We start from the raw sequence: 25,275 nt of genomic DNA, 5'->3' as shown, positions 1-25,275 counted from the left end.
GCCGTCGGCAGGGTCTATCGGCACGCCGCGGTCGCGCGTTAGGCCGCGAGGCTCGTTCCGGGCCCGTTCGGGGCGTCAGATCGGGAGGGATGCGGCGGGCGTCATGCCTCGTCCGCCGCGCGGGAGCATCGCGGTGATCCGGGTGAAGTACGCCTCGCGGGTCTCGACCGAGACGCGGGAGACGGGTTCGAAGGCCTCCTCGGCGGCGAAGCGCTCGAGCGCATCGCGCAGCAGTCGGATCGCCTCGGCGCGCTGCTGCGAGACGGCGGAGTGCGAGACGCCGAGCTCGGCGGCGATCTCTTTGACGGGGCGCTCGTCGATGTAGACGGCTTGCACGATGGCGCGCATGCGCGGCGGGAGGGCCGCGACCGCGCGCTCGAGGACGTCGCGCCGCTCACGGAGCACCGCCGCCTCGTCGGGCAGGGTCATGGCGCTCGGCATCTCGAGCACCGACGCGTCGTCGAGGCTCGTGACGGTGCGCGCCGCGTCGTCGAGGGCTTCGACGACCGCGGTGCGGGGCAGGCCCATCGTCTCGGCGATCTCGTCGGCGGTGGCGCTGCGGCCCAGTCGCGCCGTCAGGGTGTCGCGGATCGCGGTGGTCTCCTTGATGCGCTTGCGGATGCCGCGCGACGCCCAATCCATCGAGCGCATCTCGTCGGCGAACGCGCCGAGGATGCGGCGCCGGGCGTACGCGCCGAAGGGCACGCCGAGCGCGGGGTCGAAGGCGTCGGCGGCGGTGACCAGGGCGAGAGCGCCGACGGAGGCCAGCTCCTCGAGCGGCACGTGCGTCGCGCGCGAATGCAGGTCGCGCGCCAGATAGCCCACCAGGGGAAGGTTCTCTTCGATGAGTTGATTGCGTTCCGCGTGGCCGAGGATGTGCAAGGGAGGCCTCTTTCGTGGCGTGCGCTCACCCCTGCGGCCCGAATTCGCAGGAGCCGTCACACCGGCTGATTGCCATCATAGGCAAAATGAGAGGAATCTCATGCAAAACTCAGGGCCCGCATAACCGCACTGTCGTTCCTGCCGATAGACGAGGAAGATCGCTTCGGAACAGTTCGTCGATGAGCGAGCCGTTCGATGCGGTCCATGGGGGCTGCTCGAGGAGGGGGAACACCTTGGGAGCAAACGAGCTGTCCATGCAGTTGTGGCGCGAGCGCGAGCTTTTGGAGCTGCTGATCTTCAAGCTCGAGGAGCAGCGCCTGCTGCTCGAGGCGGGCAACACCCGCTGGATCCACCTCGCGTCGCGCGAGATCGAGCGGGTGCTCGAACAGCTGCGCGAGTCGGGTCTCGGACGCGACGTGGAAGTCGCAGCGGTCGCGCGGGAGTGGGGCATGCCCGATGCCACGACGCTCGCGCAGCTGCTCGACGCCGCACCGACCGGAACCTGGCGCGACGTCTTCGCCGAGCACCGCATCGCGCTGACCGAGCGCATGGCCGAGGTGTCGCAGTTGAAGGACGCGAACGAGACGCATCTGCGCGCCGCGAGCCGGGCGGTCGACGAGACCCTCGCCGGACTCGAGGCGAGCACGGGCGAGTACACCACCGGCGGCGGACGGGTGCGCGAGGACACCGCCCGCATCGTCGACCGGGAGATCTGAGAGGACCGCATGTCGACATTCAGTGGGGTGGGGACCGCCGCGAGCGCCCTGGCCGCGGCGCGCCGCGGCATGGACCTGGCGGGACAGAACGTCGCCAACCAGCTGACACCCGGCTACACGCGTCAGCGCCTCGAGACCTCGGCCGTCGGCGGCGTCGCCACGCCGGGGCGCGCGAGCGTCGGACAGGGCGTGTCGGTCGACGGCATCGCCCGCCTCGGCGACGCCGTGCTCGACGCACGCGTGCGCGACACCCTCGCGGCATCCGGTTACTGGTCCACTCGCGCCACGGCGACCGCGGCCGCGGAGGCCGCCCTCGCCGAGCCGACGAAGAACGGCATCGCCGACCAGCTCTCGCAGCTGTGGACGGCGTGGCAGGACCTCTCGAACGCCCCCGACTCCACCGCCGCCGCGGCCGCGGTGCTGACGCGGGGTGAGACCATCGCCGCACGCATCGGCGACGGCTACCGTGCCGTCGCGCAGCAGTGGGCGTCGACGCGCGCGAGCGCCGACCGTGTCGTCGACCAGATCAACGCCGCCGCCATCGAGATCGCCGATCTCAACGGCACGATCCGCGAGGCCACGGCATCCGGCACCCCCGTCAACGAGCTCGTCGACCGCCGGAACCTGCTTGCGCAGACCGTCTCGCGCCTCGCCGGTGCCGTCGGCACGGTCGAGACCGACGGCACCATGACCCTGCGCGTGGACGGCAACGCGCTCGTCTCGGGCTCGCAGGCACGCACTCTCGAGGTCACCGGTCCGAGCGCCGTCGGCACGGACGACGCCGTGACCGTCGCTTGGCGGCCCGCGGGCGGCCCGCCCGTCGGCGTCGCGAGCGGCGAGCTCGCCGGCGCGCTGTCGCTGCTGGCGCCGGCCGACGCCGGTGGCCCTCTCGCGGGCCTGGCCGAGTCGTACAACGCGCTCGCCACCTCGCTCGCCGACACCGTCAACGCGCAGCACCGCGCCGGGGCGACGGCGGCGGGCGCCGCCGGGGGCGACTTCTTCGCGCGTGCGGCGGGCGTTCCCGCAGCCCTCGGGCTCAGCGTCATCCCGACCAGCCGCGACGAGCTCGCGATCGGGGCGCCGGCCGCCGGCGCCCTCGACGGCAGCAACGCCGACGCGCTGTCGGGCATCGGCAAGCGCTCCGACGGACCGGATGTCGTGTGGCGCGACGTCGTGTCGCGGCTGGCGGTCGCCACGGCGGCCGAGGCCGGCCGGGCAGCCCGCGCCGAGACCACCGCGGTCGCCGCCGTCGCCGCGCAGCAGTCGGTGGCCGGCGTCGACAACGACGAGGAGACGATGAGTCTGCTGACCTACCAGACGGCGTATCAGGCGGCCGCCCGCGTGCTCACCGCCGTCGATGAAGCCCTCGACGTCCTCATCAACCGCACCGGCCTCGTCGGCCGCTGATCCCGGGAGCGCCATGATCACCCGAGTGACCTCGCAGAGCCTCGCGCAGATGGCGATGCGCAACCTCCAGGGCGGCCTGAACGACCTGTCGCGGCTGCAGAGCCAGGCGACGTCGCAGCGGGCCTTCCTCGCACCGTCGGACGATCCCGCCGCCGCGGCGGCAGCTCTCGACCTGCACGCCGCGCAGCGCCGCAACGACCAGTACGCGCGCAACATCGACGACGGTCTGGCGTGGGTCACGACGATCGACAGTGCGATCTCGGCGTCGACGGCGCTGCTCGGACGCGCCCGCGACCTGACGACGCGCGGCGCGAACTCGGGCGCCCTCGACAGCGCTTCGCGCGAGGCCATCGCCGTCGAGCTCGAGGGCATCGCCGAGGAGCTGCTGGCCCAGGCCAACACGACCCTGCTCGGGCGTTCGGTGTTCGCCGGCACGTCGGAGGGGCGAGCGTTCGCGCCGGACTTCACGTTCGCCGGCGTCGCGGGCGGCGAGGTGCGGCGACGCGTCTCGGACGGCGAGGCGGTGCGTGTCGACGCGAACGGCGCCGAGGTGTTCGGCTCGGGCGATGACTCGGTGTTCGCCCTCGTCGGGGCGATCGTGTCGGACCTGCGCGCGGGCGTCGACGTCGGTTCGCGGCTGACCGAGATCGACCAGCGGCTCGACAGCATGCTGGGGGTGCAGGGCACGGTGGGGGCGAGGCAGAATCAGATCATGCGAGCGAAAGAGGCGGCCGCCGACGCCACCGTGTCACTCGAGGCCCAGCGTGCGGCCGTCGAAGACGTCGACACCGTCGAGGTGCTCGTCGCGCTCAAGTCGCAGGAGCTCGTGTACCAGTCCGCGCTCGCCGTGACCGCGCGGGTCATGCAGCCGACGCTCATGGACTTCCTCTCGTGAGCGACGCGGCCGCGCCGGCGGCATCCGTCCTGTCGTTCATCGCCCCGCCGCCGGGCCTGGCCCCGCACACCGCCTTCTCGCTCGAGACGATCGACGCAGCGGGCGGTCTCCACGCGATGACGGCGGTCGGCGACGCCGACACCCGGCTCTACCTCGTCGACCCCGCGGCGGTCGTGTCGGACTACGCGCCGGTGCTCTCGGACGCGCACGTCGACGCGCTCGCGCTGACGGAACCCACCGAGGCGCAGGTGTTCGTCGTCGCGCGGATGACCGACGAGGGGATCGGGGTCAACCTGCTGGCCCCCGTCGTGGTCAACCGGCGCACGGGCGTCGCCGCCCAGGTCATCCTCGAGGGGCAGGACCTGCCGGTGCGGGCGCTCCTGGGCTGACCCGGCCGGCGGGCCGCGCCTCAGGCGGCCGCGGTCTCGGTTGCGGCCTCGGTCGCGGGCAGCGTGCGCGGCGTCGCATCGGTCGCCGCGATGGCGGCGAGGTAACGCGGCTTGTGACCGGTGCGGATGCCCGTCGCGCTCGGCTTGTTCTCGTACACGCCTGCCGCCCAGTTGCCCTCGACGAGCACGGGGCCGGTCGGCGAGACGGCGATGTCCCACCCGACGTACCGCACCTGCGGCACGACGCGGGCCAGGCGGTCGACGAACGCGACGACATCGTCGAGCATCGGCAGGCGGAAGTCGGCGATGCGGATGCCGCTGTCGGGGTGCGCCTCGTAGACGCGGTCGTTCGAGTCGTAGCCGTCGCCCGTGGCACGGCCACTCTCGTCGAGCATGGCGTAGAAGCCGCCGAAGGCGTTCTGGTCGCTGACGGCGCCGCGGCCGAACTTCTGCGCCATGGCCAGGACGTGGGTGCGCTGACCGTCGAAGTAGGTCGTCACGCGCGTGGTGTTGACCGTTCCCGCGCACAGCGCGGCGAGGTCGTCGTGCTGACGGATGACCTCTTCGACGAGCGTCTCGCCCCGCTCGAGCAGCCCGCGGTGGAAGCGGCTCCAGTCGGTCACCTCGGTCGCGTGGTAGCGATGGACACCGAGTCCCGCGCGCCCGAGCGGCTCCTTCGTCACGATCGTGCCGTGCCGCTCGGCGAAGCGCCGCAGCTCGGTCGCGTTGCCCGGGGCGACGACCATCCAGTCCCGCTGCAGGTGCTCGTCGAAGGTGCGGTTGAACGCGACCTTGTCGTGGAACAGGTGGCGGTACGCGGGGTCGTCGAACTGCAGCGCGAGCCGGTGCGACACCGGGCTCGTCATGTACGTCGAGCGCTCGGCCGACGTGAGCATCGCGAAGTCGTAGTCGACGTAGTCCTGGAACCCCACCCCGCGGAAGCCCGCCTGCCACAGCATGTCGAGCACGACCGCCGGGGTGCTGCGCCCGTGGCGGGCGGCGGCCTGGCGCGCGCGTCCGACGAGGGCGGCGACGTCGACCCGGCGGGCGCGCTCCCAGAGGAACGCGAGGCCGGGCGAGAGGGGCTGGGGGGATGTCATCGAGGTCCTCGTGGTCTGGTTCGGGATCGGATTCCTCAGGGCCGCCCGTGACGGCGATGGGTCCCGCGTCGAGGCGACACGGGACCCACCGTCGCGAGACTTACCGCAGCAGCTGCAGCACGCCCTGGTTGGCCTGGTTCGCCTGTGCGAGCATGGCCGTGCCGGCCTGCGACAGGATGTTCGCGGCCGTGTACTTGACCATCTCGGCGGCCATGTCGGTGTCGCGGATGCGGCTGTTGGCAGCCGACAGGTTCTCCGCCGACACGTTCAGGCTGTTGATGGCCGACTCGAAGCGGTTCTGCGCCGCACCGAGCTCGGAGCGACCCGTCGACACAGCGGTGATCTGCGTGTTGATCGCGGTGACCGCGGCTGCGGCCCCTTCCGCCGAGCTGAAGTCGAGCGTGCCCAGACCGGTGACGACATCGGTGACGTTCGCGGCGCCGAGGTCGACGGTCAGGCGGTTGTCCGCCGAGCCGTCCGCACCGATCTGGAACGACAGCACGCCGTCGCCGTCGGCGCCTGCGGAGCCGTCGAGCAGCTTGATGCCGTTGAAGTTCGTCGACGTGCTGATGCGGGTCAGCTCGGCGGTCAGCTGCGTGGCCTCCGTGGTGATCGCGGTGCGCGAGTCGGCGTTGTTCGAGTCGTTGCCCGCCTGGACGGCCAGGTCGCGCATGCGCTGGAGGATCGAGTGGACCTCCGTCAGGGCGCCTTCCGCGGTCTGGATGACCGAGATGCCGTCCTGGGCGTTGCGCGCAGCCACGTTCAGCCCGTTGACCTGCGACTTCAGGCCCTCCGAGATGGCGAGGCCGGCGGCGTCGTCCGCAGCGCGGTTGATGCGCAGACCGCTCGAGAGCTTCTCGAGCGACTTCGACACGTCGTTCTGCGTGCTGGACAGGTTGCGGTAGGCGTTGAGTGCGCCCACGTTGGTGGCGATCTGCATTCCCATGATTCATTCCTCCGTGGATTGGGATGAGCGGAAGCCCGTCCTGGGCTCCCGGAGTCCGTCCGTGGACTCCTGGATGCCTCTATCGGCCGCTCGTCGCGATCCGTTAGGCGGGTACGCTGACCCGGTGAGCCTGCTCGAGATCCGTGGTGCCGCGCTGCGCCGTTCCGGACGGGAACTGTGGAGCGGACTCGACCTCGACGTCGCACCCGGCGAGCTCATCGCCGTGCTCGGGCCCAGTGGTTCGGGCAAGACGACACTGCTGCGCGCCATCCTCGGCCTCGAGCCGTTGAGCGAGGGGTCGATCACCGCGCTCGGCCGTCCCGTGCGCCGGCCCGGCAACCGGGCGATCGGCTACCTGCCGCAGGCGCGTCCGCTGCCCCGCGACACGGCCCTGCGCGCCCGCGACCTCGTCGCGCTCGGCGTCGACGGCCACCGCTTCGGGCTGCCGCTGCCGCGCCGCCGCGACCGCGAGCGCATCGACCGCCTCATCACCGATGTCGGGGCGGAGTCGTTCGCCGACCGACCGGTGGGCGTGCTCTCGGGCGGCGAGCAGCAGCGGCTGCGCGTGGGTCAGGCGCTCGCCGACGACCCGAAGCTGCTGCTCTGCGATGAGCCGCTGACGAGCCTCGACCTGGCCAATCAGCAGGCCGTCGTGGGTCTCATCGACGCGCACCGCCGCACGGGCGCCGCCGTTCTGCTCGTCACCCACGACATCAATCCGGTGCTCGACAAGGTCGACCGCATCCTCTACATCGCGAACGGCCGCTTCACGCTCGGCACCCCGTCCGAGGTCCTGACGTCGCCGGTGCTCACCGACCTCTACGGGGCTCCGGTGTTCGTGCTGAGCGCGGGCGACCGGCTCGTCGTCGTCGGCGCCCCCGACGCCGACGCGTCGCACCACCATCACGACCACGGAGAGCACGCATGAGCTGGGCGGACGTCTGGGACGCGATGTTCGGCGGGTTGCCGGTGTACGGCGACATCCTCGCCCTCGTGCAGAACTCGGTGTGGGCCGGTGCGGTGCTGGGCCTCGTCGGCGGCCTCATCGGCGTCTTCGTGCTGCAGCGCGACATGGCTTTCGCCGTCCACGGCATCAGCGAGCTGTCGTTCGCGGGCGCAGCGGCGGCGCTGCTCATCGGCGTCGACGTGGTCACGGGGTCGATCGTGGGGTCGCTCATCGCCGCGGCGCTCATCGGGTGGCTGGGGTCGCGAGCGCGCGACCGCAACTCGATCATCGGCGTGCTCATGCCGTTCGGCCTCGGGCTCGGCATCCTGTTCCTGTCGCTCTACGACGGTCGCAGCGCCAACCGGTTCAGCCTGCTGACCGGCCAGATCGTCTCGGTGCAGTCGGGTCAGCTGGGCTGGCTCATCGCGATCGGCGCGTTCGTGCTCATCGCGCTGCTGCTCATCTGGCGGCCGCTGCGGTTCGACTCGCTCGACCCGCAGTCGGCGGCGGCGCGCGGCGTGCCGACGGTCGCCGTCTCGCTCGGGTTCATGCTGCTGCTGGGCCTGATCGTCGCCGTCGCGGTGCACATCATCGGGGCGCTGCTCGTCATGGCGCTGCTGGTCACGCCCGCCGCCGCCGCGGTGCGGGTCGCCACCGGTCCGCTCGCGGTGCCGCTGCTGGCTGCCCTGTTCGGCGTCGTGTCGGCCGTCGGCGGCATCCTGCTGGCAGTCGCCGGAACACTGCCCGTGAGCCCGTACATCACGACCATCTCGTTCGCGATCTACCTGGTGTGCCGCATCGTCGGATCGCGCCGCGGCCGCGTGCTGCGCACCCAGCCGATGCCGAGGACGGCCGAGTAGACTCGCCGCCATGGCCCAGCGGAACACATGGCAGCGCGAGCGCGTGCGCACCGCGCTCTCGGACGCGCGGGGTTTCGTCTCGGCTCAGGACCTGCACGCGTCGCTTCGCGACGACAACACCGGCATCGGGCTGGCCACCGTCTACCGTGCGCTCGCGACGCTCGCGGCGTCGGGTGAGGCCGACCAGCTGCAGAGCCCCGAGGGCGAGGCCATCTACCGTGCCTGCTCGAGCGCAGGGCACCACCACCACCTGATCTGCCGTTCGTGCGGTCTCACCGTCGAGATCCAGGCATCCGACGTCGAGGAGTGGGCGCACCGCACCGCCGCCGCGAACGGGTTCACCCGCGCGGAGCACGTCGTCGACATCTTCGGTCTCTGCGCCGCGTGCTCGGCACTGCGGCGCGACGACGAGCGTGACGGCTCCTAAGACCGCACGGCTCGCACCCTCGCCGGCGACGCGCACCGTCGTCCTGCTCGGGACCGGTGCGGTCGTGATCGCCGCGCTGCTGGGTGTCGCCGTCCTGACGCCCGGGCCGGCGCTGCCGCTGCGCGCGCAGGACGGTGTCACGCTCGGGCTGAGCGTGCTCATCGAGTCGCTGCCCTTCGTGCTGCTGGGCGTCGCGCTCTCGATCGTCGTGCAGGTGTGGGTGCCGCCGGGGGTCATCGAGCGATGGATGCCGCGTCGCGCCTGGGCCCGCCGGGCGGTGCTGTCGCTGCTGGGCATGCTGATCCCGGTCTGCGAGTGCGGCAACCTGCCCTTCGCCCGAGGTCTCATGATCCGCGGGTTCTCGGTGCCCGAGACGATGACGTTCCTCATCGCCGCACCCATCGTGAACCCCATCGTGATCATCACGACGCATCAGGCGTTCGGGTTCGACGACGGCATCCTCGTCGCCCGTCTCGTCGGCGGCTACATCGTGGCCAACCTCATCGGGTGGCTGTACTCGCGGCATCCCGATCCCGACGCGCTGCTCACCGACCGCTTCCTGGCGACATGCGAGCTGGCGGCCGAAGACCCGGGCGGACGCGGGCGGCGCAGCCTCGCGCAGTTCGTCGTCGAGCTGCGGGCCGTCATGCCGGCGCTCGTGCTGGGCTCGGCGATCGCCGGCGCCGTGCAGGTGCTCGTGCCGCGCGACGCGCTGCTGGCGATCGGGTCGAATCCCGCGCTGTCGATCCTCGCGATGATCGCGCTGGCGATGATCGTGTCGATCTGCTCGAACGTCGACTCGTTCTTCGCGCTGTCGTTTGCGTCGACCTTCACGCCCGGATCGATCGTCGCGTTCCTGCTGGTCGGCCCGCTCGTGGACGTGAAGATGCTCGCGCTCATGCGCACGACGCTCCGCTCGCGAGTGCTGGTGGGGCTGGTCGTCATCGTCGTGCTGTTCGCCATCGCGCTCGGTGGGGTGGTGAACCTCCTTGCCTAAGTCGTCCGCCGTGCTGACCCGCCTGTTCGGCGTGGGGCTGGCCGCCGCGCTCGCGGCGATCACCGTGACCCTCGCGCTGACCGGACGCATCGGCCTGTACATCAACCCCGAGTCCGCCTGGTTCGCCGTCGGGATGTCGGTGCTCGGGCTGATCGGTGCCGTCGTCAGCTTCGCGCTGCCGCTGGGCGCCGAGGCCGAGCACGGTCACGACCACGGCGAGCAGCACGCCCCGGCTGCCGGAGACGCGCACGCCGGTACCTCGGCCCCCGCCGGTCACACGCACGCCGGTCACGAGCACGCCGACCTCGAGGCGGGTACGCCGTGGCGGTTCCTGGTCACGGCGAGCGGCGGCATCGTCGCGACGGGTCTCGTCGCGGTGGCGCTGGTGACCCCGCCGGCCACCCTCTCGGCGGAGCTCGCGATGTCGCGCGACACCGGCGCGCCGCCGTTGTTCCAGGGCGCCGGTACCGTCGCGCTGGCCACGACGGGCGACACCGCCGCGTTCGGTGTCGGCGAGTGGGCGAGCGTGTTCGCGACGGCCACGAACCCTGAGGCGTTCGAGGGCAACGAGATCACCCTCACCGGCTTCGTCACGCCGTCCGACGGCGGCGGCTTCGGGCTGACCCGGCTCGTGATCACCCACTGCGTCATCGATGCGCAGCCCGCGAGCATCCCCATCGGCGGCGCTGTCGAGGCGGTGCCGTCGACCGGAGACTGGGTCACCGTCACCGGCGTCATCCGTGACCGCGATGGTGCGCTCGTCGTCGAGGCCACCGGGGTGCAGGCCATCGATGAGCCCGAGGACCCGTATGAGTACTGAGGCTGCGCCCACCGGGTCGCGCCGCGCGCGTTCGCGCGACCGCCGTTCGCGGCGGTTCGTCGTCGCGATGGCCGTCGTGATCGGCGCGCTCGCGCTGGTCGGCGGGGCCAGCGGTATCCTGACCACCATCCAGGGACCGCGGGCGACGTCGATGAGCATCGACCCGCAGGCCGCGATCGAGTCGGCGGGGTCGCGGATGATTGTCACGACGACGCAGTCGCTCGTCGAGATCGATCCCGCCCAGGTGCAGATCGAGCCGGCCGCGGACTTCACGGTCGACACGTCGGGTCGGCAGATCGGCATCCGGTTCACACTGCCGCTGCGCGACGACACCGAGTACTCCGTCCGCATCGACGGGCTGCGGGGGCTCGGCGGCGGTCCCGCGGGGATGGTCGAGCAGACGTTCACGACACCTCCGCTCGAGACCTTCCTGCTGCAGCGCGGCGGCGATGAAGACACGATCTTCCGCACGGGGCTCGACGGCGAGAACGCGGTGCCGGTGTTCACGCACCCGCGCATCGAGGACTTCCGGGCGACGTCGACTCATCTGGCGATCGTTTCGACGGGCGAGGACGGCACCTCCACCCTCCTCGTCACCGACCGTGACGGTCAGCGGGCGCGCGAGCTGCCGCTGCCCGGGCGCGGCACCGTGACGAACCTGCAGACCGCCGACCGCGGCGACCTCATCGGCTACACCTTCACCGACGCCGACATCGGTGCGGGCGGCGGGCTCGAGAGCGCGCTGTTCACCGCGTCGCTCGCGGACGCGCGAGCCGACGACGAGCCGACGCAGCTCGAGATCCAGGGCGCCGATTCGCGGACCGACGACTGGCGCTTCGTGCCCGGCACTGACGCCGTGCTGCTGCTGACGTTCGACAGCGCGCTGACTCTCGTCTCGACCGCGGGCGGCCCGCCGGTCGCGCTCGGCAACGCGATCACGATCGACGGGATCGCACGCGGGTCGACCGAGGCGATCGTGCAGCGCGCGAGCGGTCTCGTCGCGATCGACCTGGCGACGGCCGAGGAGCGCGCGCTCACGCCCACCGACCCCGCGCTCGGCGAGACGCAGGCGGTGACGGCGCTGCCCGGCACCGCCGACGAGACGCTACGAGTCCTCTCGCAGGTCGAGGGCTTCAGCGTGCTGTCGACGTCGGTCGCGCTGGTCGGCGCCGACGGTTCGGCGCGCGAGGTCTTCTCGGTCGACTCGGACGACCTGCTGCTGCACACCTGCGTGTCGCCGAGCAGCCGGTACGCGGCGTTCCTCGTGGCGCCGGACGCCGTCTCGAACCCGTACGACGCGTATCTGCTGCCGCTGCCGGAGCGGCTGCAGACGCACATCGTCGACATCGGCACCGGCGAGGAGGTCCGGGCCCTCAGCGGCTTCGACATCTCGTGGTGCCAGAGCGCGCCGCGGCCGTGACCGCCGTTCCGGCCGGCTTCCACTCCGCGACGCGCGAGGAGCTGTCGGCGCTGCCCCTCGATGTCGCACCGCTGCTGCTCGGCGGGTTGCTGCGGGTGTCGGTCGACGGAGTCGCCGTGACGGCGAGGCTGACCGAGGTCGAGGCGTATCACGGCCGCGACACCGGCGACCGGCCCGACCCGGGGTCGCACGCCCGGATGGGCCCGACCGCGCGCAACGCGACGATGTGGGGCGAGCCGGGCCACCTGTACGTGTACCTCAGTCACGGCATCCACTCGTGTGTGAACGTCGTCTGCGGGCCAGCCGGCGTGGCCGGGGGAGTGCTGCTGCGCGCCGCGGAGATCGTCGAGGGGACGGATGCCGCGCACGCGAGGCGTCCCGCGGCGCGGGTGGCGCGAGATCTGGCGCGGGGACCCGGGCGGCTCGGCGACGCGGTGGGGCTGCGGTATCCGGTGCACGACGGTATCGACGCGGTGAGCGGCGTCGAGCGGGCCGGTGCCGTCGCGCGACTGCTGCTGCGCGACGACGCCGAGGCTGCGGTGGCGACGGGTCCGCGCGTCGGCGTCGCGGGCGTGGCAGGCACGGCGGCGTTTCCGTGGCGCTTCTGGATCGCGGATGACCCGACCGTGTCGGCCTTCCGCTGGGGCCGTGGCGCCGCGGAAGCCGCCGCGAGCGCCGAAGCCGCCGCGAGCGCCGAGGCGGAGTGATCGCCGAGGCCGCCGCGAGCGCCGAGGGGGAGTGATCGCCGTCGCCGCCAGGTGGGCGTGGCCTTCGGATCTGGCCGCGGCATGTTGTGCCGGGAGAAGATGCGATGTCGCCGAGCGCATCCGCGCAGTCTCGGCGCAGCCGTGGGCACCCGGTCCGCGGGTCAGAACGGCGGTGGGTCACCGAACGGTGGTGGGTCACCGAACGGTGGTGATGTCCGCGGTGGTGATGTCCGCGGTGGCGGATCGATCGCCGGAGCGAAGGCCACGACGGGTGGCGGCGCGTCTTCGCGGTAGACCCGCCCCGTGGGGGAGGTCCACACGAGCAGTCCTCCTGCCAGCTGTCTGACGCGCCAGCGGGTGTGGTGTTTGACGTCGTGGTGGCGTTTGCAGAGGTGGGCGAGGTTGCCGACGCAGGTGGGTCCGCCGTCGGATGCCGCGTGGGTGTGGTCGATCTCGCAGCGGATGGCGGGTTGCCGGCATCCGGGGAACCGGCAGTGCCGGTCCCGTGCTCGCAGCAGCCGCCGCATGGCGGCGGTGGGTTGGTAGGTGTCGCACTCGAGCACGGTTCCGGTGACGGGGTGGGTGAGGAGCCGGTCCCAGGCGGTGTTGTCGCCGGCGAGTTGCCGGGCGGTGGCTGCGTCGATGGGGGAGCGGCCGACGAGGTCGGCGGGCCCGTCGTCCTCGCCGGTGAGGGTGAGTGCGGACACGACGACCTGTACCTTCGCGCGGATCGCTCCGAGCGCACCGTTTCCGTCCCCGTCAGCGGTGGGGTCGAGCGCGGGCGTTCCGGCGAGCAGGAGGTCCGCGAACACGTCGGCGCGGATCTGGTCGATCGTGCGCGTGTCGCCCGAGAACGACGAACCGCCCGCCGCAGCTGCTTCAGCCGCAGCCGCAGCCGCAGCCGCGGCCGCAGTCGCGTCAGGCCTCGCCCCTTCGACCGTCTCCGCCGCACCATCGTCACTCCCGGCCGCGTCGGCCTGCGGGTGGGCGTCGATGATCTCGCGTGCCTGTCGCGTGAGCCGGTCGACCACGCCTTCGGCGATCACGGTCGGGAGCGTCGCGATCAGGTCCGACATCCCGTCCGCCCCCGCCTGCACGCGCACGCACCGCCCTGCGGCCGCCTGCTCGTGCCGCTCGGTGAACGGGCGCGGGTGTAGCCGTTCCGCGAGATGCTCCAGGGCGCCTCGCACCCGGTTCGGCGTCTCGCCCTCACACCGTTCGATCGCGACCCGCTCGAACTCGCCTCGCACCTCGGCGGGCACGACGCATCCGGTGTCTTGGATGACTCGCACGTGCCCCCGGGTGATGCGTCCCGCTTCCCAGGCGTCCATCGTCGCGGGGTAGTGCTCGACGAGGTCTCGCGCGTCGTCGATGCGTCGTTGCAGCGTCCGGTCCGTCGTGACGAACACCCCCGCGAGTTCCGCGGCGATGCTCCGCAGCGCCATCTCGCGGGCTTTGATCCGCTCGTCCGCCCCGGCCGTCTGCTGCTCCGCCAGCCGTCCCGCCGCGGCGAGCACGCGCACCTCGTGGATCTGCGCGGCGCGCGCGGCATCCGTCACCCGCTCGGCGTCGGCGACGAGTTGCGCGAGCGCGGCGACATCCGCATCGCTCCCGACCCCGCTACCAATCCCGCCATTCGAAGACATGTTCGAATAATGCCACGGACCTCCGACATCGCCCCCGGCCGCCCGCTATGTCGCTTCCGCGCCGGTCGCGCGGCTCAGTGCCAGCGTTCCGCCACCGCGAGGTCGCCGTCGACGGCTCCCGTGCGCCGCGCCTCGGCGAGGATCGCAAGGGATTCCGGACCGTCGATGACATGCAGCACGCACGGCCCGACGTGGCGCTGCCAGTCGTCGACGAAGGCCGTCAGGTTCGCCGCCCGGCCGCCGATCGCCGTGGGCACAGCGAGGAACTGCGACGGGTCCGAGCGGTTCGCCCGCGCGAGCAGCCAGCGCACGACCGGTGATCGGCCGCCCGCATCGACCTGGAGCAGACGGCGCGGGGTGCGCACCGCCGCGAACAGTTCCGACATCGCCGACGCGAACAGGCGTTGCTCCGCGAGTGAGGCGCCGGTCACGACCACCTCGAAGCGCTGGATGCCGGTGGGCGGCGACATCCCGCCGCCGCCGTCGGTCGCCGGGATGATGACCTTCGGCCGGACGTCGCTTCCGACGCGGCCCGCCCGCTGCAGCGCCGCGACGACGACGAGCCCGACGCGACGGTAGAGCTCGGGCGCCGATGCGTGGGCGCGGCGAGCGGACAGCCAAGCCACGGCCACGGGGACGCCCACGCCCGTGGCGCTCAGCAGCAGCGCCGACCCGATGGCGAGTCCGACCGGGCCCGAGATCATGAGCGCGAGCGCGCCGACCGCGACGACGCCCAGCGCTGCGGTCGCGCGCGCGAGAGCGGCATCCGCTCGGCGTCGGGTGCGGAACGCGGGCTCGGCGGCGCGACGGGCGACCAGCGCTCCCACCTCTTCGCGATCGTCGTAAGGCTCGCCGACCCGCCACATCGCGTGCGTGTGTTCGCGCGGGATGAGGACGGTCAGCGCATCCAGGTCCGCCGCGGCCGGTCGATCGAGCGCGTCGAGTCGGCGTTGCTGCTCCCCGGTGAGCGCGGACGAGAGCCCGCGCACGATGCGGCCGGGATCGTCGCGGTGCAGCCCCCACAGCCGGGCGTGCTTGCGGCGCAGACGCTCGAGGTCGGGGACGGCGTGGAGGGGCGCGGCGGGCGGGAGGAGCGCCGTGACCGTCCAGTTGTGGGCCACCTTGTCCGGCCACGCCGGGTCGAGGCGCAGCGTGCGCCCGCGCAGCTGCTGCGTGGCGGCGGGCGTCGCGACCGACGTCAGGTCGATGAGCGTGTTGACCGCGGGACAGTCCCACCCCTCGCCGAACAGGCCCCGCGTTCCGACCACCACGTCGAGCTCGCCTCGCGTCAGCAGTGCCGCCGCTGCGCGCACGAACGTCGCGGCGCCGACGCCCGGCGCGGCGATCTCGGTGACACCGGGGTCGTCGGCGACCGGCGCCGTCATGACGGCCGCGTCCAGCGCTGCCGAGAAGGCTCCCGCGAGTGCGTCGGCATGGCGGGTTGCGACGCGGGTCGTCGAACCCGTGATGAGGGCGCCGCGCAGGTCGGCGGTCGCGGCATCCGTCGTCAGCACGCCGAAGGTGCGCACGGCGCCGGCGGGTCCGATCAGCCCGCCGTGGCGGTTGCCGTGCTCGCTGAAGTCGGTCACGATCAGCGCGCGCAGCCGCGGCCCGAGGTGGTCGCGCTCGAGTCGCAGGATGTCGCACGCGGCCCGGTCCTTCGCCAGCGACGACGCGAGCATGGTGTCGATCGGATCGCGCGTGCGTCGAAGGCCGCGATCGGTGAGCGAGAACCCGAAATCGGCGAGCGTCGCACGGATCCGATCCCACTGTTCGCGCGCCGATGCGTCGGGCAGCACCCGGTCGAGAGCGAAGCGACCGAGAAGGCGCAGCGCCTCGTCGGTCGTCGGCGGGCGGCGGGCGAGCGCGGGCAGACGCGCCACGAGCGGGTGGTCGGGGTGGACGGTGCTCAGCATCGCGGCGGCGGCCTCGGCGCCGGCGAAATCGTCGGCGAACGCTCGGGACAGCCGGATGTCGGCGGTGTCGGACGTGCTGGCCTCCTCTGGTCGCGCCGGAGGAGGCCGCAGAGCCGGCGGCGGGGACGTCTCGGCATCCGGTTCATCGACGGGCTCGGGGTGCGGGAGCGGCGGCTGCAGCACGTCGACGAGGTGGTCGGCGCCCGCGCCGCGAGCGAAGGTCGCGCGGATCAGCACCGCGAGAGCCGTGGCCGCCCCCGAGAGGAAGGCCACCTCGTCCGCCGTCGGTTCGACGAATCGCACGTACTCGCGGTACGGGGCGAGGTTGCCCTCGCGCACGACCGCCGGCACCGGGACCTCGTGGTCGACGTCGCCGAGGAGCGCGGTGTAGTTGTCGTAGGCGGTGCCGTCATCGGGCGACGGCAGCGTCGCGGTCAGTCCGATCACGAGAGGCGATCGGCCGGCGGCACGCAGCTGTGCGACGAGCGCCGCGACGACGAGCGCCCAATGGTCGAGCAGATGATGGCACTCGTCGAGCACGATCGTGTCGACGCGGTGCGCGACGAGGCGCTCGATCAGCGCTCGCGCCCGGGGATGCAGGGCGCGCATGAGCGCGTCGGGATCCTCCTGCGCGATGCGCCGCCGCAGCGTGCGCGAGCGACGCGCGATGCCCGATGCATAGGCCCGGCTGTTGCCCGAGCGCAGGTCGTCGAGCCATTCGGATGCCGCGCGCTCGGAGCGCCCGTCCGCCTCAAGCTCGCGCAGCCAGCGGTCGTGCGCGAGCGCCGCGAGCGGGTTGTCGCCGTCGAGGACGCTCACGGCCTGGTAGGTCAGGGCCGACAGATCACGCAGCGCATCGCCGTCGATCGAGACCTCGTCGGGCCCGGCGGCGAGCGTTCGCGCGGTCTCGGCCCATTGGTCGCGGATCGTGACGGTCGGCGCGAGGACGAGCGCGCGGGTGCCGCGGCGCATCGCGAGGAGCAGCCCCAGCAGGGTCTTGCCCGATCCCGGGGGAGCCACGATGTGAAGCGGCTCGGTGCCGGTGACGTCGACGCCGTCGAGCACATCCGCCTGGTAGTGGCGCAACTGCCCGTCGAATCGCCATCGCCGGAGGGGGACCTGCGGCGACATAGCGGCAGTATGTCAGATGCCTCGTCGCCCGCCCGGCGGCAGGGACGCGCCGTGCTAGACTGACTGTTTGTCTGCGCGCACTCCAGCACGCAGTACGTACTCACTCCCCATCACCAGGCCCGAAACGGCCGGATGAGGCGTGGGTGCAGACAAGGGATCTTGGGTGGCACCGTCCGGTGTCACGGTACTAAGGAGAATCACTATGGCAGCAGTGTGCCAGGTGACTGGAGCAGTTCCCGGCTTCGGTCACAACATCTCGCACTCGCACCGCCGGACGAAGCGCCGCTTCGACCCGAACGTGCAGAAGAAGACCTACTACGTTCCTTCGCTTGGTCGCAAGATCACGCTGAACGTCTCGGCTAAGGGCATCAAAGTCATCGACGCCCGCGGCATCGAGTCGGTCGTGAAGGACCTCATCGCGAAGGGTGTGAAGCTCTAATGGCGAAGAAGTCGCAGGACGTCCGTCCGATCATCAAGCTTCGTTCGACCGCCGGCACGGGGTACACCTACGTGACGCGTAAGAACCGTCGCAACAACCCCGACCGCATCGTGCTGAAGAAGTACGACCCGGTGATCCGCAAGCACGTCGAATTCCGAGAGGAGCGCTGATCTCATGGCTAAGAAGAGCAAGATCGCGCGCAACAACCAGCGTGAAGAGGTCGTCGCCCGCTACGCCGAGAAGCGTGCCGAGCTGAAGAAGACGCTCGTCGACCCGAACGCGACCGACGAGGCCCGCGAGGCCGCCCGCGTCGGCCTGCAGAAGCTTCCGCGCAACGCGTCGCCGGTGCGCGTCCGCAAGCGTGACGCCATCGACGGACGCCCCCGCGGCCACCTGTCGAAGTTCGGCATCTCGCGCGTCCGCTTCCGCGACATGGCGCACAAGGGCGAGCTGCCCGGTGTGACCAAGTCGAGCTGGTAAGCAGCCTGCATCACAGCACCGAAACCCCCGTTCCGAGTTCGCTCGGGGCGGGGGTTTCGCCGTTCCCCCGGATGCCGGGTCCCAGCCCGACCGGTGCAGCCCGTCAGGCGCGGACGAGCTCCACGCCCGCGGCCCCGAGGTCCGTCGCGGCGGCATCGGGCAGGCCGGCGTCGGTGATGACGGTGCCGACCTCGTCGAGGCGCAGCGCGCGGTACTTGGCGAAGCGGCCGTATTTCGAGCTGTCGGCCATGAGCACCGAGCGTTCCGCGGACTCGACGGCGGCGCGCTTGGCCTCGATCTTGGCTTCGACGGGCGTCGTGATGCCGTGGCTGAGGTCCCACGAGCTCGACGAGATGAACGCGAGGTCGAGCGAGAGCTCTGCGAGCGAGAGCCGGGTGAGCCGGCCGATCGTCGAGAGGTTGGTCTTGTCGACGCGACCGCCGACGCAGATGAGGTCGACGCTCGGGTGGTCGATGAACGCCTGCACGGTGGCGAGGTCGTTCGAGACGACGGTCAGGTCGACGACGTGGTCGAGGTGCGGGCGCATCGCCTGCACGGTCGTCCCGGCGTCGAGGTACACGGTCATGGTGTCGCGGACGAGGGCCGCGGCGCTCCGCGCGATCGCCGACTTCTCGGCGACATCCGTCGCGGCCTTCTCGGCCCGGGGCGGCTCGGACAGCAGGCGGGGAGCGAGCTTGACGCCGCCGGTCGTGGAGTGGGCCAGGCCCTGCTCCTCGAGCGCCGCGACATCCCGTCGCACCGTCATCTGGCTCACGCCCAGCAGGTCGCTGAGCTGACGGAAGCTCAGCACGCGTTCGCGGTGCAGGTGCTGGACGATGGTCGCCCGTCGCTGGTCGGGGATCATCGGTGCAGCATCCGTCATCGACATCCCTTCCGTCGGCATCAGCCTACTGATGCGCGTTGCCCGTCCAGGGCATGTTCCAGCGCTGGGTGATCGCGACCACCTGCTCGGCGGCGATGAGGCGTCGGGGTGCGCCGAGCGTCATCAGAGCGATGCGGCACGCCTCTTCGAGCTCGATCGTGCTGTCGACCGCGGTGGCGGCGTCCTCGCCGCTGACGACGGCGCCGTGGTTCGCCAGCAGCGCCGCGCGGAACGGATGCCGGCTGCCGGTGATGAGCTCGCCCATGGCGGGGTCGCCCGGGGCCACGAAATCGAGCAGCGGTACCTGGCCGACCCGCATCAACGCGTACGGCGTGAGGGGTGGGACGGCACTGTGCTCGGACCAGGGCTCGAGGCACGACAGGGCGACGGCCGAGGGGGAGTGCACGTGCACGACGGCGGTGTGGGTCGGGTTCTTGGCGTACAGGGCGAGGTGCAGCGACACCTCTTTCGAGGGGCGCGCGCCACCGAGATGCGTCCCGTCGAGCGCGAGCTCGGCGAGGTCGGCCGGCTCGAGCGCGCCCAGGCGCGTGCCGGTGCCCGACATGAGCACCCGGTCGCCCGTGCGGACGCTGACGTTGCCCGAGCTGCCCGGGCTGAGCCCGGCCTCGACGAGCGCGCGTCCGGCCCGGATCAGTGCGTCGGCGGCGTTCATGCGAGAACCTCCCATGCCGTGGTGAAGAGATCGTCGGCGCCGAAGTTCCCGCTCTTGAGCGCCAGGGCGACGCGCCGGCCGTCGTCGGTCTCGGCGTTGCTCCAGCAGACGCCCGGCGCGAGCTGCGGCCCGATCTCGAGGAACGAGATGCCGAGGCGCTGGACGACCGCGCCGCTCGTCTCTCCACCCGCGACGAGGATGCGGTGCACGTCCTCGCTCGCGACGAGCTGCGCCACGACCGAGGCGAGCACGGTCTCGACCGCGGCCGACACCCGGGCGGAGCCGACGCGCACGTCCGCCAGCTCCCCGACCGAGTACACGACGGGGACGGCATCCGTCGGCAGTCCGCGGACCCACGCGGCGACGGCGGCCGCCTCGTCTTGCGGATGGTCGACGGCGCGGTCCAGGTCGATGCGGCGCATCGCCGCCCCGGCCGCGGCGGCATGAGCCAGCTGCGCTCGGGTCTGCCGCGACGCGGAGCCGCACACGACGAGGCGGCCGGGGCCGACCGGGGCGAGGGCGTCGGCGGCCGCCGTGGCGGGGGCATCGATGCCCGCGGCCAGGGCCGCTCCGCCCGACAGCACGCGCAGGTGCGACGACGCAGCGGCGATCACCGCGAGATCGCCCTCGGTGACGGCATCCACGACCAGGTAGCCGGGCTGCGCCTCGTCGATGGCGCCCCGCAGCGCCGCGACTCCCTCGTGCACCACGGCGAGCGGGATCTCGGTGATCGCCGCGCGGGTCTGCGGAGCCAGGATGTCGCGCACCCGTGATTTCGTCATGGGCGTCAACGGATGCTGCCGCATGGACGAGTCCTCGAGCAGGTCCTCGCCGACGTAGAGCAGGCCATCGCGCACGGTGCGGCCGTTCGCGGGGAAGGAAGGGACGACGACGGTGCGATCGACCTCGGCGCGCGCCAGGACGGCGTCGAGGACCGGGCCGATGTTGCCCTCGTCGGTCGAGTCGAACGTCGAGCAGTACTTCACGTACAGGCGGTCGGCCCCTGCCGCCACGAGATTGTCGACGGCCCGCAGCGAGGCGGCGACGGCGTCCGCGACGGGCGCCGTGCGGGTCTTGAGCGCGACGACGACGGCGTCGGCGTCCGCGAGCAGCGCGGGATCGACGGGGCGGTCCTCGATCACGACGACGACGCGCCTCCCGCGTTCGCGGAGCGTGGTGGCCAGGTCGGTCGCGCCGGTGAAGTCGTCGGCGACGGCGCCGATGTCCATGGGAAACCTCTTCGTTCGGTTCTGCCGGGAGGGAGTTCGTGGTGCCGCTCGGAGGCAACGAGATCAGTCTATGTGATTATTTGGGACTATTTTTGACAATCTGTGAGAACCCGTTACAGTTGCAGGCGCTCCCCGAGGTCCGTGTCGGATCCTCGACAACTCTCGACGACGAAACCAGGAACAACGGTGATCCAGAGCCCGGCGCCCCGCCGTACGGCCGTCATCCGCATCGCGCTCACCGGCGCGAACGGCGGGTACGGACGCACCCTTCTCGACCAGCTGCGACGTCTTTCCGACATGACCGCGGCCCAGCTCATCGACCCGGACGTCGAGGGCGTCGTGCGCATGCTGACCGCGCTCGGCGTGAGCGAGGACGGCTTCGTGCGCGCGGCGTCCGTCGCCGAGGCTGCTGCAGCCGTCGATGCGGGCAAGATCGCCGTCATCGCCGACGGGGCCCACCTCGCCTGGACGCACACGGACGTGCTGGTCGAGGCGACCGGGCGCATCGAAGCGGGCTACACGTACGCCGAGACGGCCCTGGACTCGGGCACCCACGTGGTGATGGTGAGCAAGGAGATCGAGTCGGTGGCCGGCGTCGCGCTCAGCGCCCGGGCTCGCGAGCGGGGTCTGCGCTACCTTCCCGGCGACGGCGATCAACCCGCCAACCTCATCCGTCTCGCCGCCTGGGTGCTCGGCGTCGGGTTCGACATCGTCGCTCTCGGCAAGTCCGGCGAGTACGACCTCGTGTTCGATCCCGAGACGGGGATCGTGGACCAGAACGGCGTCGTCGTGTCCGCTCCGGCGCTGGGCGACCTGCTCGCCCTCGGCGACGACCTGCCCGCGACGCTCTCCGCCCGCGCGGCGGTGGTCGCCGACCTCAAGCGCGCCGCGGCCGCCGACGCGTGCGAGATGAACGTCGTGTCGCTGTACACGGGTGCGGTGGCCGACGTCGAGGCGATGCACTATCCGGTCGCCCGCCCCGACGAGCTGGCCGACATCTACGCCGCGCGCGCAGACGGCGGCATCCTGGACGCCACCGGCGTGATCGACGTGTTCTCGATGCTGCGTCTGCCCGGCGAGGCGAGCTTCGCCGGCGGCGTGTTCGCGATCGTGCGCACGGGCGACGACGTCACGTGGGAGATCCTGCGCGGCAAGGGGCACGTCGTGAGCCGCAACGGCCGCTACGCCTGCATCTACTGGCCGTACCACTTCATGGGTGTCGAGACCCCGCTCACCATCGCGGCCGCCGTCGACGGGACGGCTGCGACGCCGGAGCCCCGTCAGCACACCGTGCTCGCCGCGCGCACGACCGCCGACCTCGCCGCCGACACCGTGTTCCGCGTCGAGGGCCACCACCACGAGATCGCCGGCGTCGCGCCCGTGATCGTCGCGCCCGACGCGGGCGAGATCGCGCCGTACTACCTGCTGTCGGGAGCGCGTCTGCGCCGCGCGGTGGCGGCCGGCTCGCTCGTCACCCTCGCCGACCTCGACGGTGTCCCCGCGGCTGCCCTCGCCGCCTACCGCGCGGGCCTCGCGCTCGGCCGCTGATCCACCCGAAAACCGATTCCGACGACCTGGAGATCAACGTTGATGCACCGTGACCTGACCGCCCTTCCGACCGGGGGAGGGGTTTCCGCATGACCGTGGAGATCATCGCCCTGATCGTCCTCGTCGCCGTGTTCGCCATCTCGGCGATCCGCAACGTCCATATGGGCGCACTCGCGCTCGTGGCCGCCGTTCTCGTGGGTGTCCTGCTCGTGGGCGAGCCCCTCGACGACGTCCTCGGAGGCTTCCCCGTCGACGCGCTGCTGATCCTGCTCGGCATCACCTACCTGTTCGGCATCGCGCGGACGGTCGGCGCCGTGGACTGGCTCGTCGACCGCTCGGTTCGACTCATCGGCGACCGCGTCGCCCTGATCCCGTGGGCGATGCTCGTCGTCGGCACGCTCGTCGCGTGCCTGGGCACCTCGCACGCAGCCTTCACCATCGTGCCGATCGCGATGAGCCTGGCGCACAAGCACCGCATCCATACGACGATGATGGGCATCGTCATGAGCTCGGCGATCGTGGGCGGCGCCCTCGCCCCGACGAGCATCGTCGGCATCACGGTCATGACGGTCGCGAACGCCGCCGAGATCCCCTACAACGCCGGCCTCATGTTCGCCCTGTCGATCGGCGTCAACGCCCTCGTGGTGCTCGTCGCGTTCTTCATGTTCGGCGGACGCGAGCTGATCGCCCGCGGTCGTGCGGCCAAGGCGGCGCGTACCTCGGGCGGCGACGCCTCGTTCGGCGGGGCCGGCGGAGCCAGCGGCGTGACCGGCGTCCTTCCCCAGACGGCGACGCAGAAGCTCACCGGATACCAGCTGCTGACGCTGATCTCGATCCCCGTGCTCGTCATCGCCTTCTTCACGCTGACCATCAACGACGTCGACCTCAACCTCGGCGCCGTCGCGCTCGCGATCGCCGTCCTGCTCGCGTTCATCAACCCGACGGTCGGGCGCGAGGCGCTCGGCAAGGTCGACTGGGGCACCATCCTGCTGCTCGGCGGCATCATCACCTACGTCGGCGTCCTGACGCGCCTGGGCGCGATCGATCAGCTCGGCGAGGCGGCCCGCTCGGTGAGCGTGCCGATCATCGCCGCCATCGTCCTGTGCGTCATCGCGGCCCTCGTATCGGCGTTCGCCTCGACCATCGGCATCATCGGCGCGCTCGTCCCGCTCGCCGTGCCGCTGCTGGTTCCCGGCGGTGGCCTCGAGATGACCGGCTTCATCTACGCGCTCGCGATCTCGGCGTCGCTCGTCGACTGCGCCCCGTTCGGGACGACCGGCGCGACGATCGTCGCCTCGGGACCCGAGGAGGACCGCCCGCGGCTGTACCGGCACCTCATGATCTGGGGACTGTCGATGGTCATCATCGGGCCGGTGATCACCATCCTGCTGTTCGTTGTGCCCTTCCTCGGGGCCTGACACCCCTTTCGTACATGACGATGGCCCGGATCTCGACCGAGACCGGGCCATCGTCGTACGCGCCCCCGATATCCTCGACAGACCGGGAGGAGCACCATGCCGCTGGATCCGTTCTTCGCCGAGCGTCTGCGCACCCACCGGGTGTACCTGCTGCGGCAGGCGTGGCGTTCGCTCACCTCACGTCTCACGGCGGTCCGCCCGCGCGTGGGGCGCCCTCCCGCCGCGGACGGCGTCCCGGGCGCCGCGTCGGCCCCGCCGGCCGAGGCCGCCCGAACCGCGGATGCCGCGGCGAAGCCCGCCGCGAAGCGGGCGCTCACCCCGCGTGAGCGGCACCGCAAGGCCGCGCTGTCGTGGGATCGACAGGAGCTGCGCACCGTCGGCACCCCGGGCCCACCCATCGCCACGACCGAGCACCGCGTGCCGGTGGTCGGCTACCCCGACGTGCGGGTGCGCGTGTACCGGCCCAGCACGCTCGCCGCGGACGAACCGGCGCCCGCGTGCATCGTCTTCGGGGGCGGCGCGTTCCGCATCGGCGGCATCGACTACCCGACGGCGGATGCCGCCTGCCGGCGCCGCGCGGAGGCATCCGGTGTCGTGCTGATCGCGGTGGACTACGCGCTGGCTCCCGAGCACCGCTACCCGACCCAGATCGAGCAGGCCCACGCCGCGTGGGAATGGGTGCACGACGAAGCCGAGGCGCTCGGCATCGACCCGCACCGGCTCGGGGTGTCGGGAGCCTCGGCGGGCGGCAACATCGCCGCCGCGCTGACGCTCATGAACCGCGATCGTTCGCGTCACCCGATCACCGTGCAGATCCTCGAGGTGCCGGTGACCGACCTCACCGGGCGCTGGATCGACCTGCGCGCGACGTACGCCCTCGGCGTCCCCGCGTTCATCGCCGTGCGCGAGCTCGTCTCGGTCGCCCGCACCTACCTCGGCGACCGCCGTCGCGCCCGCGAGTCCTACGCGTCGCCGATGCGCGCCGTGTCGCACGCCGACCTGCCCCCCGCGGTGGTCCTCACCGCCGAGTATGATCCGCTGCGGCGCGACGGCGCGGCCTACGCAGCGGCGCTGCGCCGGTCGGGCGTCGAGGCGAGCGCGACCCGCTACCTCGGCGTGACCCACGACACCCCGATCTTCGTGGGCGCGCTTCCCGCGGCGCGGCGGTGGGAGGCCGAGGTGGTCGCCGCGCTGCGTCGAATCTGATCGATTTCGCCGTCACATCCGCCCCACGAGCCCCGGAAACGGGCGACACGCCGGGTCAAACGGGCCGTAGAGGCCGCTAGATCCGCGAAATTCCGCGGAATCCGCGTATATTCGGGACCGGTCGAACGACCAACCGCGGGACGCGAGTCCCCGGGAACCACCCACGCTGTCGGCGGCGCGTCCGTCGTCCGCCG

Annotated in this window: 25 protein-coding genes; 17 read left to right on the top strand and 8 right to left on the bottom strand. The window is 71.9% G+C overall.

All coding sequences use genetic code 11. The features are described 5' to 3' along the window. Window positions 1-75 precede the first annotated feature (75 nt). Window positions 76-882 carry a sigma-70 family RNA polymerase sigma factor gene (locus PUW82_RS01470; RefSeq protein ID WP_274220568.1) on the bottom strand — a complete coding sequence of 269 codons (807 nt, stop codon included), beginning with the start codon at window positions 880-882 and terminating at the stop codon, window positions 76-78. Window positions 883-1,136: 254 nt separating this feature from the next. Here PUW82_RS01470 and flgN point away from each other — a divergent pair, with 254 nt between their 5' ends. The 4 genes from flgN to fliW are packed head-to-tail and all read left to right on the top strand — an operon-like array spanning window position 1,137 to window position 4,289. Further along, window positions 1,137-1,598, top strand: a complete 462-nt coding sequence (flgN, locus tag PUW82_RS01465; protein WP_274220567.1) for a flagellar export chaperone FlgN — start codon at window positions 1,137-1,139, stop codon at window positions 1,596-1,598. A 9-nt stretch (window positions 1,599-1,607) separates the two neighbouring features. Continuing rightward, window positions 1,608-3,005 carry a flagellar hook-associated protein FlgK gene (flgK, locus tag PUW82_RS01460; protein WP_274220566.1) on the top strand — a complete coding sequence of 466 codons (1,398 nt, stop codon included), beginning with the start codon at window positions 1,608-1,610 and terminating at the stop codon, window positions 3,003-3,005. A 25-nt stretch (window positions 3,006-3,030) separates the two neighbouring features. Further along, the gene (locus PUW82_RS01455) at window positions 3,031-3,900 is read left to right on the top strand and encodes a flagellin N-terminal helical domain-containing protein (RefSeq protein WP_337994534.1); all 870 of its coding nucleotides are present in this window, start codon (window positions 3,031-3,033) and stop codon (window positions 3,898-3,900) included. Further along, the gene (fliW, locus tag PUW82_RS01450) at window positions 3,897-4,289 is read left to right on the top strand and encodes a flagellar assembly protein FliW (protein WP_274220564.1); all 393 of its coding nucleotides are present in this window, start codon (window positions 3,897-3,899) and stop codon (window positions 4,287-4,289) included. The genes PUW82_RS01455 and fliW overlap by 4 nt, the downstream gene beginning before the upstream one ends. Before the next feature lie 20 nt (window positions 4,290-4,309). Here the strand turns inward: fliW and PUW82_RS01445 are convergent, their stop codons facing one another. Both PUW82_RS01445 and PUW82_RS01440 read right to left on the bottom strand, forming a co-directional pair. Continuing rightward, window positions 4,310-5,389 carry a sugar-transfer associated ATP-grasp domain-containing protein gene (locus PUW82_RS01445; RefSeq protein ID WP_274220563.1) on the bottom strand — a complete coding sequence of 360 codons (1,080 nt, stop codon included), beginning with the start codon at window positions 5,387-5,389 and terminating at the stop codon, window positions 4,310-4,312. Between the two features lie 100 nt (window positions 5,390-5,489). Then, window positions 5,490-6,335, bottom strand: coding sequence for a flagellin N-terminal helical domain-containing protein (locus PUW82_RS01440; RefSeq protein WP_274220562.1), 846 nt, complete (start codon window positions 6,333-6,335; stop codon window positions 5,490-5,492). 73 nt (window positions 6,336-6,408) lie between these two features. Between PUW82_RS01440 and PUW82_RS01435 the strand changes: the two genes are divergently transcribed. Genes PUW82_RS01435 through PUW82_RS01405 form a run of 7 tightly spaced genes read left to right on the top strand, consistent with a single transcriptional unit; the run spans window position 6,409 to window position 12,512 of the window. Beyond that, window positions 6,409-7,263 carry a metal ABC transporter ATP-binding protein gene (locus tag PUW82_RS01435; RefSeq protein WP_420792703.1) on the top strand — a complete coding sequence of 285 codons (855 nt, stop codon included), beginning with the start codon at window positions 6,409-6,411 and terminating at the stop codon, window positions 7,261-7,263. Next, entirely contained in the window at window positions 7,260-8,141 is an 882-nt protein-coding gene (locus PUW82_RS01430) for a metal ABC transporter permease (protein ID WP_210006471.1), read from the top strand. The genes PUW82_RS01435 and PUW82_RS01430 overlap by 4 nt, the downstream gene beginning before the upstream one ends. Before the next feature lie 10 nt (window positions 8,142-8,151). Continuing rightward, on the top strand, window positions 8,152-8,568 hold the full coding sequence (locus tag PUW82_RS01425; protein ID WP_274220560.1) for a Fur family transcriptional regulator: 417 nt from the start codon (window positions 8,152-8,154) through the stop codon (window positions 8,566-8,568). Further along, a complete protein-coding gene (locus PUW82_RS01420; RefSeq protein WP_274220559.1) occupies window positions 8,555-9,565 on the top strand; it encodes a permease in 1,011 nt (336 codons plus the stop codon). The genes PUW82_RS01425 and PUW82_RS01420 overlap by 14 nt, the downstream gene beginning before the upstream one ends. Then, a complete protein-coding gene (locus tag PUW82_RS01415) occupies window positions 9,558-10,385 on the top strand; it encodes a TIGR03943 family putative permease subunit (RefSeq protein WP_274220558.1) in 828 nt (275 codons plus the stop codon). The genes PUW82_RS01420 and PUW82_RS01415 overlap by 8 nt, the downstream gene beginning before the upstream one ends. Then, window positions 10,375-11,805: a hypothetical protein gene (locus PUW82_RS01410; RefSeq protein ID WP_274220557.1), complete on the top strand. Its 1,431-nt coding sequence runs from the start codon at window positions 10,375-10,377 to the stop codon at window positions 11,803-11,805. The genes PUW82_RS01415 and PUW82_RS01410 overlap by 11 nt, the downstream gene beginning before the upstream one ends. Then, window positions 11,781-12,512, top strand: a complete 732-nt coding sequence (locus tag PUW82_RS01405) for a DNA-3-methyladenine glycosylase (RefSeq protein WP_274220556.1) — start codon at window positions 11,781-11,783, stop codon at window positions 12,510-12,512. The genes PUW82_RS01410 and PUW82_RS01405 overlap by 25 nt, the downstream gene beginning before the upstream one ends. Window positions 12,513-12,673: 161 nt before the next feature. Here the strand turns inward: PUW82_RS01405 and PUW82_RS01400 are convergent, their stop codons facing one another. Together PUW82_RS01400 and PUW82_RS01395 are read right to left on the bottom strand one after the other, a co-directional pair. Beyond that, complete coding sequence (locus PUW82_RS01400; RefSeq protein ID WP_274220555.1) at window positions 12,674-14,158, bottom strand: HNH endonuclease signature motif containing protein; 1,485 nt, start codon at window positions 14,156-14,158, stop codon at window positions 12,674-12,676. A gap of 74 nt (window positions 14,159-14,232) precedes the next feature. Next, window positions 14,233-17,205, bottom strand: a complete 2,973-nt coding sequence (locus tag PUW82_RS01395; RefSeq protein ID WP_274220554.1) for a DEAD/DEAH box helicase family protein — start codon at window positions 17,203-17,205, stop codon at window positions 14,233-14,235. Window positions 17,206-17,407: 202 nt separating this feature from the next. On the opposite strand from PUW82_RS01395, the gene rpmB reads away from it, so the two are divergent. From rpmB to rpsN, 3 genes are read left to right on the top strand one after another with little or no spacing between them, the layout of a single operon-like run. Next, complete coding sequence (gene rpmB, locus PUW82_RS01390; RefSeq protein ID WP_005051771.1) at window positions 17,408-17,644, top strand: 50S ribosomal protein L28; 237 nt, start codon at window positions 17,408-17,410, stop codon at window positions 17,642-17,644. Beyond that, the gene (gene rpmG, locus PUW82_RS01385) at window positions 17,644-17,814 is read left to right on the top strand and encodes a 50S ribosomal protein L33 (RefSeq protein WP_195692547.1); all 171 of its coding nucleotides are present in this window, start codon (window positions 17,644-17,646) and stop codon (window positions 17,812-17,814) included. Before rpmB ends, rpmG begins: the two co-directional genes overlap by 1 nt. A gap of 4 nt (window positions 17,815-17,818) precedes the next feature. Then, window positions 17,819-18,124, top strand: a complete 306-nt coding sequence (gene rpsN / locus PUW82_RS01380) for a 30S ribosomal protein S14 (RefSeq protein WP_023953697.1) — start codon at window positions 17,819-17,821, stop codon at window positions 18,122-18,124. A 103-nt stretch (window positions 18,125-18,227) separates the two neighbouring features. Here rpsN and PUW82_RS01375 read toward each other — a convergent pair whose 3' ends face one another. Genes PUW82_RS01375 through otnK form a run of 3 tightly spaced genes read right to left on the bottom strand, consistent with a single transcriptional unit; the run spans window position 18,228 to window position 20,909 of the window. Next, the gene (locus PUW82_RS01375; RefSeq protein WP_274220553.1) at window positions 18,228-19,007 is read right to left on the bottom strand and encodes a DeoR/GlpR family DNA-binding transcription regulator; all 780 of its coding nucleotides are present in this window, start codon (window positions 19,005-19,007) and stop codon (window positions 18,228-18,230) included. 25 nt (window positions 19,008-19,032) lie between these two features. Then, the gene (locus PUW82_RS01370) at window positions 19,033-19,680 is read right to left on the bottom strand and encodes a class II aldolase/adducin family protein (protein ID WP_274220552.1); all 648 of its coding nucleotides are present in this window, start codon (window positions 19,678-19,680) and stop codon (window positions 19,033-19,035) included. Beyond that, window positions 19,677-20,909, bottom strand: coding sequence for a 3-oxo-tetronate kinase (gene otnK, locus PUW82_RS01365; protein WP_274220551.1), 1,233 nt, complete (start codon window positions 20,907-20,909; stop codon window positions 19,677-19,679). Before otnK ends, PUW82_RS01370 begins: the two co-directional genes overlap by 4 nt. Before the next feature lie 186 nt (window positions 20,910-21,095). Between otnK and PUW82_RS01360 the strand changes: the two genes are divergently transcribed. The 3 genes from PUW82_RS01360 to PUW82_RS01350 all read left to right on the top strand — a co-directional run bounded on the left by PUW82_RS01360 (window position 21,096) and on the right by PUW82_RS01350 (window position 25,081). Further along, the gene (locus tag PUW82_RS01360; protein WP_274220550.1) at window positions 21,096-22,457 is read left to right on the top strand and encodes a homoserine dehydrogenase; all 1,362 of its coding nucleotides are present in this window, start codon (window positions 21,096-21,098) and stop codon (window positions 22,455-22,457) included. Window positions 22,458-22,546: 89 nt separating this feature from the next. Continuing rightward, complete coding sequence (locus tag PUW82_RS01355) at window positions 22,547-23,875, top strand: SLC13 family permease (RefSeq protein ID WP_274220549.1); 1,329 nt, start codon at window positions 22,547-22,549, stop codon at window positions 23,873-23,875. Window positions 23,876-23,971: 96 nt separating this feature from the next. Further along, window positions 23,972-25,081, top strand: a complete 1,110-nt coding sequence (locus PUW82_RS01350; RefSeq protein ID WP_274220548.1) for an alpha/beta hydrolase — start codon at window positions 23,972-23,974, stop codon at window positions 25,079-25,081. The last annotated feature ends 194 nt before the right edge of the window (window positions 25,082-25,275 follow it).

Origin of the sequence: Microbacterium thalli, from assembly GCF_028737325.1 — a bacterium.
Classification (GTDB): Bacteria; Actinomycetota; Actinomycetes; order Actinomycetales; family Microbacteriaceae; genus Microbacterium; species Microbacterium thalli.
The sequence above is the reverse complement of the archived record's forward strand: the minus strand, read 5'-3'. Positions and strand labels throughout refer to the sequence as shown.

Excerpts from the sequence above, each read along its gene's own strand:
- PUW82_RS01395 (WP_274220554.1), bottom strand. The coding sequence starts at position 17,205 with ATGTCGCCGCAGGTCCCCCTCCGGCGATGGCGATTCGACGGGCAGTTG.
- rpsN (WP_023953697.1), top strand. The coding sequence starts at position 17,819 with ATGGCTAAGAAGAGCAAGATCGCGCGCAACAACCAGCGTGAAGAGGTC.
- PUW82_RS01350 (WP_274220548.1), top strand. The coding sequence starts at position 23,972 with ATGCCGCTGGATCCGTTCTTCGCCGAGCGTCTGCGCACCCACCGGGTG.
- PUW82_RS01370 (WP_274220552.1), bottom strand. The coding sequence starts at position 19,680 with ATGAACGCCGCCGACGCACTGATCCGGGCCGGACGCGCGCTCGTCGAG.
- flgK (WP_274220566.1), top strand. The coding sequence starts at position 1,608 with ATGTCGACATTCAGTGGGGTGGGGACCGCCGCGAGCGCCCTGGCCGCG.
- rpmG (WP_195692547.1), top strand. The coding sequence starts at position 17,644 with ATGGCGAAGAAGTCGCAGGACGTCCGTCCGATCATCAAGCTTCGTTCG.
- rpmB (WP_005051771.1), top strand. The coding sequence starts at position 17,408 with ATGGCAGCAGTGTGCCAGGTGACTGGAGCAGTTCCCGGCTTCGGTCAC.
- PUW82_RS01400 (WP_274220555.1), bottom strand. The coding sequence starts at position 14,158 with ATGTCTTCGAATGGCGGGATTGGTAGCGGGGTCGGGAGCGATGCGGAT.
- PUW82_RS01355 (WP_274220549.1), top strand. The coding sequence starts at position 22,547 with ATGACCGTGGAGATCATCGCCCTGATCGTCCTCGTCGCCGTGTTCGCC.
- PUW82_RS01435 (WP_420792703.1), top strand. The coding sequence starts at position 6,409 with ATGCCTCTATCGGCCGCTCGTCGCGATCCGTTAGGCGGGTACGCTGAC.
- flgN (WP_274220567.1), top strand. The coding sequence starts at position 1,137 with ATGCAGTTGTGGCGCGAGCGCGAGCTTTTGGAGCTGCTGATCTTCAAG.
- PUW82_RS01375 (WP_274220553.1), bottom strand. The coding sequence starts at position 19,007 with ATGACGGATGCTGCACCGATGATCCCCGACCAGCGACGGGCGACCATC.
- PUW82_RS01410 (WP_274220557.1), top strand. The coding sequence starts at position 10,375 with ATGAGTACTGAGGCTGCGCCCACCGGGTCGCGCCGCGCGCGTTCGCGC.
- otnK (WP_274220551.1), bottom strand. The coding sequence starts at position 20,909 with ATGGACATCGGCGCCGTCGCCGACGACTTCACCGGCGCGACCGACCTG.
- PUW82_RS01430 (WP_210006471.1), top strand. The coding sequence starts at position 7,260 with ATGAGCTGGGCGGACGTCTGGGACGCGATGTTCGGCGGGTTGCCGGTG.
- PUW82_RS01440 (WP_274220562.1), bottom strand. The coding sequence starts at position 6,335 with ATGGGAATGCAGATCGCCACCAACGTGGGCGCACTCAACGCCTACCGC.
- PUW82_RS01445 (WP_274220563.1), bottom strand. The coding sequence starts at position 5,389 with ATGACATCCCCCCAGCCCCTCTCGCCCGGCCTCGCGTTCCTCTGGGAG.
- PUW82_RS01425 (WP_274220560.1), top strand. The coding sequence starts at position 8,152 with ATGGCCCAGCGGAACACATGGCAGCGCGAGCGCGTGCGCACCGCGCTC.